The sequence below is a fragment of the Kitasatospora sp. NPDC041917 genome (assembly GCF_055589745.1).
On sequence record NZ_JBVJBI010000053.1, the window covers coordinates 15,293 to 27,023 of the forward strand.

The following is an 11,731-nucleotide window of genomic DNA, read 5'->3' on the forward strand; positions in this document are numbered from 1 at the left end:
CTGGAGCCGCGGCTCAGACCGCGGGCACGTGGAAGAAGGTGTCCCGCGCGGCGATGCGGCCCTGCGGCGTCATCCGGAAGAAGTCCGCGAACCGCAGCTCGACCTCACCGCCGTCGTGCAGCACGCCGCGGAACAGGCCGTGCACCGCCACCTCGTCGTCGGTCGTGACCACGGTGGCCAGGGTGTGCACGCCGGTGCGGATCACCCGCTGGTCGCGGTAGAAGCGTTCCAGTTCGGCATGCCCGACCATGGGTCGGTACCCGGGGCGGTGGTAGCGGGCGTCCGGGGTGAACAGGGCGACCAGCGCGGGCACGTCCCCGGCGTCGACGAGCTGGTAGTACCGGCGGACCTGGGACACTCCCAGGTCCGGGGCCGTCGGGGGTGCTGCCGTGATCGGGGTTTCGGGTGGTGCCGGCGCTGCCGGTGTCTCGTCGGGCTGGGAGAGGGTGTGGGCCATGCCGAGGTGCTTCCTGTGATCGCTGTCAGAGCTGTCAGAGTCGTCAGAGTCGTGTACGTGGTGAGAGGTCCGGTACGGCCGCGGCGTCCGGGGCGTCGTCGAGCGCGTCGACCAGGCGCGCCGGCGTGGGCGCCTGGAACAGGGCGCCGAGGGTGAGTTCGCGGCCGAACCTCACCCGCACCCGGTTGACCAGCCTGGTCGCGAGCAGGGAATTGCCGCCCAGCGCGAAGAAACCGTCGTCGACGCCCACCGTGGGCCGGCCGAGCACCTCGGCGAACAGCGCGCACATCGTCCGCTCCGCCGGGGTGCGCGGCCCGGGGCCGGACGGCGCCGGTGCGGGGTCCGGGACGGGCAGCGCACCCCGGTCGATCTTCCCTCTGGGGGTCAGGGGGAAGGCGTCGAGCGTGACGATCACCGAGGGCACCATGTAGTCCGGCAGCACCGCCGAGGCGTGCTCCCGCACCGACGCCGGGTCGAGCGCCGGGTCCCCGGCCGGGACGACGTAGCCGATCAGGCGTCGGCCGGGCGGGGCACCCGGGCCGGCGACCACGGTCGCCTGGGCGACGGCGGGGTGCCCGGCCAGCACCGCCTCGATCTCGCCCAGTTCGATGCGGAAGCCGTGGAGCTTGACCTGCTCGTCCGCGCGGCCGAGGAACTCCAGCTCCCCCTCCGCGTTCCAGCGGACCACGTCGCCCGTGCGGTACATCCGCTCCCCCGGTTCGCCGAACGGGCACGGCAGGAACTGGCCGGCCGTCCGGCGGGGGTCGTTCAGGTACCCGCGCGCCACGCCCGCACCGGCGACGTGCAGCATGCCGGCCACCCCCGGCGGCACCGGCGACAGCGCCTCGTCCAGGACGTACACCCGCCTGTTGTCCATCGGCCGGCCGAGGGGGACGACGTCGGGAACCGCCTCACCGGGGCGGAGCACCCGGCGTGTGGTGAACGTGGCGGCTTCGGTCGGGCCGTACCCGGCGACCACCACGGAGTCCGGACACCGTGCCAGGACGCGCCGTACCGCGTCGGCCGGCACGATGTCACCGCCGGTCCACACCTGGCCGACCCCGGCCAGCGTGCCGGGCGACTCCTCGGCGAACACCCGGAACAGCCCGGCCGTCAACCACAGCGCACCGACCCGGTGGTCGACGATCAGCCGGTGGAGGTCGGAGAGCGCCAGCTCCCCGGGCGGGGCCACGACCACCCGGCCCCCGTTGAGCAGCGGTACCCACCACTCGAAGGTGGAGGCGTCGAAGGCGTGCGGGGAGTGCGCGAGCACGCGCGGGCCGTCCTGTTCGCGCCAACAGCCTTGTGCGGTAAGGCTGATGACGTTGCGGTGGCTCAGGGCCACGCCCTTCGGCGTGCCCGTGGACCCCGAGGTGTACAGCACGCACGCCAGGTGGTCCGGGCGCAGCGGCACGACGGGATCGGTGGCCGGCTCGTCGGCGAGGCCGGGGTCGGCGTCGACGACGACCTCCGGTATGCCGTGGGACAGTTCGTGCTCCCGGGTGGCCCGGTGGGTGAGCAGCACCGACGCCCCGGTGTCGTCCAGGACGCGCCGCAGGCGGGCCGTCGGGGCCCGGGTGTCCAGCGGCACGTAGGCGCCGCCGGCCTTGCCGATCGCCAGGACCGCCACCACCACGTCGGCGGAGCGTTCCATGAGCACGGCCACCGTGGTGTCGCAGCGGACACCCAGGGCGATGAGCCGGTGGGCCAGCCGGTTGGCGCGGGCGTTCAACTCCGCGTAGGACAGGGTGGTTTGCCCTGACACCACAGCGGGCGCATCGGGCCTGCGCGCGGCCTCGGCCGCGAAGGCCAGCGGCACCGTCGGGTGCGGCAGCGGCCGCGCGGTGCGGTTGCCGGCCACGACGGTCCGGTGCCGTTCCGCTTCGGTGAGGAGGTCGGGCCGGCCGATCGGCCGGTCCGGGTCGGCGGCCACCGCGTTCAGGAACCGGAGGAACCGCTGCTGGTGGGCGGCGAGTTCGGCCTCGGAGTAGAGCGCGGGGTTCGCGTCGACGTCGAGCCGGGGCTCGGTGCCGTCGGAGCGGTCGTAGACGGAGAACGAGAGGTCCTCGACCGGCCCGTTGGACAGGTTGTGCACGGTGGCCCGGACCCCCGCGAAGTCCAGGTGGTAGTAGAAGGACATGATGTTGACGACGGGCCCGAACAGGACCCGCTCCGAACGTGCCGGATCCAGCTCCCGGCGCAGGTCCTCGCTGCGGTGGCGCTGGTGCGGGCGCAGGGCGGCGACCTCCTCGGCCACCTGTCGCGCGAGGGCGGACAGACCCTGTTCGGGGTGCACGCTCAGCCGCAGCGGCACCACGTTCGCCACCATGCCGGGGACGGCCGGCGCGGAGGAGCCGGTGCGCCCGGTCACCGGCATGCTGAGCACGATGTCCCGTTCGCCGCTGAGGCGGTGGAGGTACGCGGCGACCGTCGCGGTGAAGGCGGTGGGCCAGCTCGCCCCGGCGGGTCGCGCGGCCCGCCGCAGCGCGGCCAGGGTGGGCGCGTCGAGGCTGCCGGTACGGCGCAGGAAGCCGTCCGAGGCGGCCGCCGAACGGCTGGCGAGGCTGACCGGATCCGGTCGGCCGGCCAGCCGGGCCGCCCAGAACGCCCGGTCCTGTTCGGGCTGTTCCGACGCGTGGTGGGCGGCGTCGTGCGCCAGCAGGAGGCTCAGCGGCCCGAAGGCCGGTCCTGTCCCGCCCCTGCCCTCGACCAGTCCGGTGTAGGTCCTGGCGACGCGGCGCGCGATGAGCGACATGCTGAAGCCGTCGACCACGATGTGGTGGACGCGCTGGTACCAGAGGAAGCGGTCCGGCGCGACGGTGAACAGGGCCTGGCGGAACAGCGGGTCCCGGGTGAGCCCGACCGGTGTGGACAGGTCGGCGCGCATCCAGCGCTCGGCCGCCCGCAGCGGATCCGGTGCCGACGTGAGGTCGACGTGGTGCATCGTCCAGTCGGGCGCCGGGGTGACGACCTGCCGGGGGCCGTCGGCGCCGTCGGTGAGGCGGACCCGCAGTGACTCGGTCTCGTCCACCACGCGCCGCACGGCCGTCTCGAACAGCTCCGGGTCGATCGGCCCGGGGATGTCCACGTACTCGCCGGTGTTGTAGGCGGGGCTGCCGGGGCGCAGGTGGTGGGCGAACCAGATGCCGGACTGCGCCGACGACAGCGGCAACTCGTGTCCGTCGCTCATCCGAGTTCCTCCAGGACGGCCGACAGCGCGTCGGCGAAGGGCGCGACATGGGGCGGCGAGAGCATGTCGTGGTGGTTGCCGGGTACCTCGACCACGCTCAACGCCCCCCGGGTGCGTTCCCGCCACCGGGCGGGGACCACGACCGGGCCGGTCAGCGAGGGGTGGGCCTCGGCGCTCGTGAACAGGTGGATCGGTGTCCGCAGCCGTGCCGTCGACCGGTAGCGTCGGGCGGCGTCGCCGTTGGTGGTGAAGACCCGCACCATGCGGCGCAGTTGCTCGGTGCGCCCCCGCCGGGGAAGGCGCTCACGGGCGTCGGCGTCGTGGAGCAGCAGCGAGAGGGCGTCCTGCTCGTCGAGTTCGTGGAGGTCCCCGACCGACCCGTCGGCGGCTCCAGCGGTGGACGCGGGCGCTCCGACGTCGATGATCCCGAGGAATCCCGGGGGGTTCCCCTGTTCCTCCAGCAGGCGGGCCATCTCGAAGGCGACCAGCCCGCCGAAGGACCAGCCGGCCAGCAGGTACGGGCCGTCGGGCAGGACGGACCGCAGCTCCCGCAGGTAGCGCTGCGCCTGCTCCTCCACGGTGGCCAGGGGCGGCTCGTCGGTGTTGTAGCCGACGGCCTCCAGGCCGTGGACGGGCCGGCCGCCCGCAGGGGATTCGGCGAGGCGCCCGGTGAGCTGTCCGGCCAGGTGGAGGAAGGAGCACACGTCGCCGCTCTGCGGGTGCACCAGGATCAGCGGCGCCCGGCGGCGGTCACCTTCGGCCAGCGGGACGACGAGCCGGCGCAGGGCCCGCGACGCGTGGGGCAGTTCCGCGCACAGGCCCTCGACGGTGGGATGGCGGAACACCGTGTTCAGCGGCACGGTGACCCCCCACTCCCGCCGGATCGCCTCCACCAGCTCGACCGCCCTGAGGGAGTGCCCGCCCAGCGCGAAGAAGTCGTCCCGGACGCCGACCCGCGGGGTGCCCAGCACACGCTCCCAGATCCCGGTCATCAGGAGTTCCGGCAGGTCCCGCGGCGGTAGCGCGCCCGCCTCGTGGCCGTGGCGGGCGGGCGCGGGCAGGGCCCCGCGGTCCACCTTGCCGTTGGTGGTCAACGGGATCCGGTCGAGTGCGGTCAGCGTCGTCGGCACCATGAACTCGGGCAGGGTCTCGCGCAGGGAGCGCCGCAGGTCCCCCAGGTCACCGGGCCGGTCCTGCCACACCAGGTAGCCGGCCAGTTCGGCGTCCGTCCCGCCGCCGCGCACCGTCACCGCGGCCCTGGCGACACCGGGCCGCGCGCACAGCGCGGCCTCGATCTCGCCCAGCTCGATCCGGTATCCCCGGATCTTCACCTGCTCGTCGGTGCGGCCGAGGAAGACGAGGCTGCCGTCCGGCAGGTACCGCGCCAGGTCGCCGGTCCGGTACAGCCGGCCGCCGGCCGCACCGAAGGGATCCGGCACGAAGCGCTCGGCGGTCAGCCCCGGCCGGTTGGCGTACCCGCGGGTGACGCCGACCCCACCGATGTGGATCTCCCCCGGTACGCCGACGGGCACCGGGGCGCCCGCCGGGTCCAGCAGGTGGATCCGGAGGTTGCCGAGCGGCCGGCCGATCGGCACGGACCCGCCCGGCCGGGCCAGGTCCCGCTCGGCGTCCACGCGCCGGGTGACACAGCCGACGGACGCCTCGGTGGGACCGTAGCCGTTCCACAGCGTGGAGACCCGGTCGAGGAGCCGCCGGGCCAGGGCGGGCTGGAGCGGTTCGCCCACGCAGATCGCCTGGAACCGGCCGCCCTGCCATCCGCCGTCCAGCAGCAGGAGCCAGGTGGCGGGTGTGGCCATGAGCGTGGTGACGCCGAACTCGCGCATCATCTCCGTCAGGCGCGGGCCGTCGACCGCGACCTCCGACGGGGCGATCACCACGCTCGCGCCCCAGGCCAGGGGCATGAGCACCTGGGGGACGATGACGTCGAAGGAGATCGAGGCCACCGAGGCGACGACGTCGTCCCCGCCGAGGTCCAGCTGCCGGCCGCGGACCACCAGGTAGTTGACCACGCCCTCGTGCGGGACCAGCACGGCCTTGGGGCGGCCGGTCGAACCGGAGGTGTAGATCGAGTACGCCAGGTTGGCGGGCGTCGCGAGCGGTGGCAGCGGGTCCTCCGGCTGGGCCGCGATGACCCGGGCCTCGGTGTCCATCCGCACCGTGGCGGCGCCGTGGCTCGGGAGCCGGTCGGCCAGGGAGTCCTGGGTGAGCAGCAGCGGCACGTCGGCGTCGGCGAGCATGAACGACATGCGCCGTGCCGGGAGGTCCGGGTCCAGCGGCAGGTAGGCGGCGCCCGACTTGAGGACGGCCAGCAGGGCCACGACCAGGTCCGCCGAGCGCGGCAGGCAGACGCCGACCAGGCGTTCCGGCCGGGCTCCCCGGGCTCGCAGGTGCCGGGCCAACCGGTTGGCCCGGCGGTCGAGTTCCCGGTAGGTCAGCCGCTCGGCGCCGCAGCGGACCGCCACCGCGTCGGGGGTCCGCCGGGCCCGCTCCTCGACCAGCTCGTGCACGCAGAGGTCCGCGGGAAAGGGTTCGTCGGTGGCGTTGGCGGCCACCAGCAGCGCCTCGCGTTCGGCCTCGGTGAGCAGCTCCAGGCGCGAGACGGGACGGTCGGGATCGCCGGACGCGGCGTCCAGCAGCCGGAGGTAGTGGCCGACCAGGCGCTCCACGCTCGCGCGGTCGAACAGATCGGTGTCGAAGGCCACCGTCCCGGTCGTCCCGCCCGGGCCGGCCGGCCCGTCGGCGATCACCAGGCTGAGGTCGACCTTGGCCGTGCCGTTGTCGACCTCGATCCGTTCGACCTCCGTCCCCACCAGCCGGAGGGAGGCGGTCGGGTCGGACAGGCCGGCGAACATCACCTGGAACAGCGGGTTGCGGTCGAGACCGCGGGCCGGCCGCAGCTCCTGCACCAGCCGTTCGAACGGCACGTCCTGGTGCGCGTAGGCGTCCGCGGCGGTCCGGCGGACCCGATCGAGCAGCTCGGCGAAGCTCGGGTCGCCCGCGAGGTCGGTGCGGATGACCACGGTGTTGATGAACGAGCCCACCAGCGGGTCGAGTTCCGGACGGGTGCGGCCCGCGACCGGGGTGCCGACCGCCACGTCCGACTGTCCGCTGTAGCGGGCGAGCAGGACCTGGAACGCGGCGAGCAGCGTCATGAACATCGTCGCGCCGTGCCGCCGGCCCAGCAGCCGCAACCGCCCGGCCAGTTCCTCGGGCACGGTGAAGGTGATCCGCTCGCCCCGGCCCGCGCGGACCGGTCCGCGCGGGCGGTCGGTGGGCAGGTCCAGCGGCGACAGCCCGGACAGCTGTGCGCTCCAGTAGTCCAGTTGGCGCTGCAGGCGTTCGCCGGAGAGGCGGGCCCGCTGCCAGTGGGCGAAGTCCGCGTACTGGATCCGCAAGGGCGGCAGCTCGTGCTCGCGGCCTTCCAGCCGGCTCCGGTACATCGCCGACAGGTCGTCCCACAGCAGCGGCATCGACCAGCCGTCGACCGCGATGTGGTGGACGACCACCACCAGGACGTGTTCGTCCTCGTCGACCCGCAGCAGTGCCGCGCGCAGCAGCGGGGCGGTGGCCAGGTCGAACGGGCGCAGGATCTCGGCGTGGACGAGATCGAGGACCAGCTGCGTCCGGCGGTCCGCGGGCTCGGCCCGGAGGTCCGTGACGGGCAGGTCGAGCGGCCGGGCCGGCTCGACCGAGGGGACGGGGCGCCCGTCCTGCTCGGGGAAGGCGGTGCGCAGGACTTCGTGGCGCCGCACCAGCTCGGTGAGGCTGTGGCCGAGGGCGGCCACGTCCAGCGGGCCGTGCAGCCGGAAGACCTCGTGGACGTTGTACATCGCGGGGCCGTTGGACAGCCGCTCGATCAGCCACATGCGTTCCTGGGTGAACGAGGTCACCTGCGCGCCCACCGGGCGGCGTGGGACCGCGTCCCCGGGCTCGCCCTCGGCGGCCCTGCTCCGGGCCGCGCGGACGCGTTGGTCCAGCAGGGCCCGGGTCGTGGCCGGCGTGGAGCCGGTCGGTCGGCCGGGCTCGGATCGACTGTGCGGTGCCTTCACGGGTGACGGGCCTTTCCGGCGGGGAGCGGTTCGGCTTCGGCGGTAAGTGGTGCGGCTTCGGCGGTAAGTGGTGCGGCTTCGGCGGGGCGCGGTTCCGCTTCGGCGGCGCCGAGGTCCGCCAGCAACGCCGCGTCGACGGCGTCGGCGAGTTCGGCGACGGTCGGGTGGAAGAACAGCAGGGTGACCGGCAGTTCGAGGTCGAGTGCCCGGCCCAGTCGGGACATGATCTTCGACGCGAGGAGCGAATGGCCGCCCAGCTCGAAGAAGTCGCCGTGCACGTCGTCCGGGGCGGCACCGAGCACCTCGGCCCAGGTCTCCAGCACGAGAAGCTCGGTCTCGGTCGCGGTCCTCGCGACGGGAGCGCCGGCCCGGTCGGCATCGGACTGCGGGGCCGCGGGCGGCACGGCGGGAGTGGCGGGGGCGGAACGGCTCGCACGGAGGCCGGGAGGGGTCTCCCACGCCGATATCGGCCGTTCGGGACTGCCGACGAGCTGGTCGAGCAGCGCCTCGAAACCCTCGGAGAGTCGCCGCACCGTGTCGCGGTCGAAGAGGTCGGTGGCGTAGCGGATGACACCGGTGATGCGGTCTCCGCGGTCCGTCAGGGAGACCTCGATGTCGAACTTCGCCACCTCGTTCGGTATCCGATGGTCGCTCACCTCGATCCCCGGGAGGCCGGACGGGAGCGCCGGCGGATCCTCCAGCTGGAACATGACGGTGAACAGGGGGTGCTGGCCGAGATCGCGTTCGGGCCGCAGCTCCTGCACCAGCCGTTCGAAGGGGACGTCCTGGTGGGCGTAGGCCTCCACCGCGCACCGCCGCACCCGGGCGAGCACGTCGGTGAAGCCGGGGTCGCCGGACAGGTCGGTGCGCAGGACGAGCGTGTTGACGAAGAAGCCGATCAGCGGCTCCAGCTCGATCCGGGTCCGTCCGGAGATCGGCGTCCCCACCGTCACGTCGGCCTGTCCCGTGCAGCGCGCGAGCAGGACCTGGAAGGCGGCCAGCAGCGTCATGAACGGCGTGACCTCGTGGGCGCGCCCCAGTGCGCGGATGCGGTCGGCGAGTTCGGTGGGGATCTCGATCTCGACCTGGTCGCCCCGGCCCGACCACACCGCGGGGCGGGCCCGGTCCGTCGGGAGCACCGACGGGCTCAGGTCGGCCAAGTGCTCGCACCAGTAGGCGAGTTGGTCCTTCAGCGCCGTTCCGTCCTGGTGGCCCCGTTGCCAGTCCGCGAAATCGGCGTACTGGACGGGAAGGTCCGCCAGGGCGATCGGCCGGCCTTCGACGGCGGCACCGTATCCGGCGGAGATCTCCTGCCACAGCACCGACAACGACCAGCCGTCACAGGCGATGTGGTGGATCACCAGGAGCAGCAGATGGTCGTCCGGGGCGGTGCGGATCAGCCGGGCCCGCAGCATCGGAGCGGTCCCGAGGTCGAACGGGGTCGCCAGATCGGCGGCCACCAGCTCCCGGACCCGCTGCCGGGCCTGCTCCGCCGGGGCGTGCGTCAGATCGGTGATCGTCGGCACGAAGGTCTCGACCGGGTCCGTGACGTGGCGCGGGCCGTCGTCGGTGTCGACGATCCTGCCGCGCAACACCTCGTGGCGCCGCACGACTTCGGTCAGCGCCCGGACGAGCGCGCCCTGGTCCAGCCGGCCGCGCAGGCGAACCGCGGTCGGGACGTTGTGGTCCGGCCGGCCCGGCCGCAGCCGGTCGAGGAACCACAGCCGTTGCTGGGCGAAGGACAACAGGGTCGGAGCGTGCGCGCGCCGATCGGAGCCAGGCATGACGGATCCACCTTTCACGGCGATCGGGAACGCTCGAACGCCCCGGAAATCCCCTCGCCGATTCGCTACATCGCGATCAGTACGGCGGATAGTAGGCAGCTCCCGTCTCACTCCGCAAGACAGGAAACGGGGTTGCAGGCATCAAGACAATCTTTACGCCAGTCCACCGGATTCCTTATGTAGATCGAACACGCTCGACGGCTAGCATCGGCGCGACCGGCCGCGAAACCGTCTCTGACGTGCCGTCATGACTCCGGTCGACCAACCCACTTCCGTGGGCGGGCGCCACGTGATAATTCTTCCTTCACCAGGTGGACGGCCGGGTGAGCCCCTTTCGTGCCGACCCCCTCATTGTTCCGAATGAGATCGGTGAACCCGTTGCATGAACTCATCCGTTGAATATGAACCCACTTCGTTTGCATGAACTCGGAGAAGGCATGACGCAGCAGCAGAGCCTGGTGGGTTCATTCGTCTCGCACGCCACCGGCCACCCCGGTGATCCGGCGTTGGTGTGGCGCGGAGAAGAGACGACCTACGGTGAACTCCACCGACTGGCAGAGCGGGAGCGCGTCCGGATCGGCCGGCTCGCCCCGGACGAGAACGAGCCGATCGGCATCCCGGCCGCCAAGTCGCCCTCGACGATCGCCCTGGTGCTCGCCTGCCTGCTCGAAGGGCGGCGCTTTCTGCTGCTGCCGGCACCCACGCCGGAGGGGGGAACGTCCCACGCGCTGGTGGAGCGGGCCGGAATCCGGCACGTCCTGACGCCGGACAGCGCCCCGGCGCCCGGACCGGGCACCGTGGACCGGCCTGCGGAACCGAGGGCGCCGCGCGATACGGAGCCCGCCGACATCTCCTTCATGTTCACCACCTCCGGTTCCACCGGGCGGCCGAAGATCGTGCCGCTGAGTACGGGGGCGGTGGACCGCTTCACCACCTGGGCCGGCGAGCGGTTCGGCATCCGTCGGGGGACCACGGTCCTCAACTACGCCCCGCTCACCTTCGACCTGTGCCTGCTGGACATCTGGACCACGCTCAAGTACGGCGGCCGCGTCGTCCTGGTCGATCCGGCCCGGGCCACCCACCCGGGCCACCTGCTGGACCTCGTCTCCCGCCACCAGGTCCAACTCGTCCAGGCGGTACCGATGTTCTACCGGCTGCTGGTCGACGCGGCCGCGGCGAGCGGCCGGCGGCTCGACACGGTCGAGCACGTCGTCTTCACCGGTGACAGCCTGCCCGCCCGCTGCCTGGCCGAACTGCCGCGTCTGTTCACCGGCGCGCGGCTCTACAACGTCTACGGCTGCACCGAGACCAACGACAGCTTCCTGCACGAGGTCGACGGCACCGAGCCGGCGGACGGCCCGGTGCCGATCGGGCGCCCGCTGCCCGGCGTCCACGCGGTGATCGTCGATGCCGACGGCGGGATCGTGACCGGGCCGGGAACCGGCGAGCTCCATGTCGCGACGCCGTTCCAGACCGCCGGCTACCTGGACCGGGACCAGAACGCCGACCGGTTCGCGACCCACCGCCACGCAGGGGAGACACGGCGCTACTTCCGCAGCGGCGACCTCGTGCGGCGCGAGCGGGACGGCCGCATCACCCTGGAAGGCCGGAACGACCACCAGGTCAAGGTCCGCGGCGTGCGGGTCAACACCCATGAGGTCGAACAGGTGCTGCTCGACCATCCCGACGTGGTCGAGGCGGCCGTGCTGGCCGTGCCCGACCCGGTGGCCGGCCGCCTGCTGCGGAGCGTGGTCCGTCGCGCCCCGGACAGTCGGCTGAACTCGCTGGCACTGCGCCGGCACTGCGCACAACGGCTTCCGCTCACCGCGGTCCCCTCGACCCTGCTGATCGTGGACGACCCGCTGCCCAGGACGTCCACCGGAAAGACCGACCGCACGCCCATCGAGCGCACCTGCTCCCCGTCCCAACTCCAGTCCCAGTCCCAGTCCAGCGAAGGAACGGCCACGTGAAGCACGCCGCGACAGTCACCCGGTTCATCATCGAGGAGTTCCTGCCGGACGTCGGCGCGCACGAGCTGGACTCCGACTACGACCTCGTGGACGGCGGGGTCATCGACAGCCTCGGCCTGCTCAAGACGATCGCCTGGCTGGAGGACCGCTTCGACCTGCGCGTCGAGGAGTTCGACCTCGACCCGGACAGCTTCCGCTCCGTCGCCTCGATCAGCAGGTTCATCGAGGAGGCCCAGCCGCACCGGACGGACTCCCACTAG

General features: G+C 72.9%; 6 protein-coding genes. 2 read left to right on the forward strand and 4 right to left on the reverse strand.

Going from position 1 to position 11,731, the window contains the following annotated elements; translation table 11 throughout:
* Nucleotides 1-13 precede the first annotated feature (13 nt).
* From ACZ6EM_RS36195 to ACZ6EM_RS36210, 4 genes are all read right to left on the reverse strand, one after another.
* Nucleotides 14-457, reverse strand: coding sequence for a nuclear transport factor 2 family protein (locus tag ACZ6EM_RS36195; RefSeq protein ID WP_465774263.1), 444 nt, complete (start codon nucleotides 455-457; stop codon nucleotides 14-16).
* A 43-nt stretch (nucleotides 458-500) separates the two neighbouring features.
* Entirely contained in the window at nucleotides 501-3,647 is a 3,147-nt protein-coding gene (locus ACZ6EM_RS36200) for an amino acid adenylation domain-containing protein (RefSeq protein WP_465774264.1), read from the reverse strand.
* On the reverse strand, nucleotides 3,644-7,558 hold the full coding sequence (locus ACZ6EM_RS36205) for a non-ribosomal peptide synthetase (RefSeq protein WP_465774265.1): 3,915 nt from the start codon (nucleotides 7,556-7,558) through the stop codon (nucleotides 3,644-3,646). The genes ACZ6EM_RS36200 and ACZ6EM_RS36205 overlap by 4 nt, the downstream gene beginning before the upstream one ends.
* A gap of 155 nt (nucleotides 7,559-7,713) precedes the next feature.
* Nucleotides 7,714-9,501, reverse strand: coding sequence for a condensation domain-containing protein (locus ACZ6EM_RS36210; protein WP_465774266.1), 1,788 nt, complete (start codon nucleotides 9,499-9,501; stop codon nucleotides 7,714-7,716).
* A gap of 437 nt (nucleotides 9,502-9,938) precedes the next feature.
* Between ACZ6EM_RS36210 and ACZ6EM_RS36215 the strand changes: the two genes are divergently transcribed.
* Both ACZ6EM_RS36215 and ACZ6EM_RS36220 read left to right on the forward strand, forming a co-directional pair.
* Entirely contained in the window at nucleotides 9,939-11,471 is a 1,533-nt protein-coding gene (locus tag ACZ6EM_RS36215) for an AMP-binding protein (RefSeq protein ID WP_465774267.1), read from the forward strand.
* A complete protein-coding gene (locus ACZ6EM_RS36220) occupies nucleotides 11,468-11,731 on the forward strand; it encodes a phosphopantetheine-binding protein (RefSeq protein ID WP_359908886.1) in 264 nt (87 codons plus the stop codon). The genes ACZ6EM_RS36215 and ACZ6EM_RS36220 overlap by 4 nt, the downstream gene beginning before the upstream one ends.

Coding starts and splice junctions, on each gene's coding strand:
- ACZ6EM_RS36195 (WP_465774263.1), bottom strand. CDS start 457: ATGGCCCACACCCTCTCCCAGCCCGACGAGACACCGGCAGCGCCGGCA.
- ACZ6EM_RS36200 (WP_465774264.1), bottom strand. CDS start 3,647: ATGAGCGACGGACACGAGTTGCCGCTGTCGTCGGCGCAGTCCGGCATC.
- ACZ6EM_RS36210 (WP_465774266.1), bottom strand. CDS start 9,501: ATGCCTGGCTCCGATCGGCGCGCGCACGCTCCGACCCTGTTGTCCTTC.
- ACZ6EM_RS36215 (WP_465774267.1), top strand. CDS start 9,939: ATGACGCAGCAGCAGAGCCTGGTGGGTTCATTCGTCTCGCACGCCACC.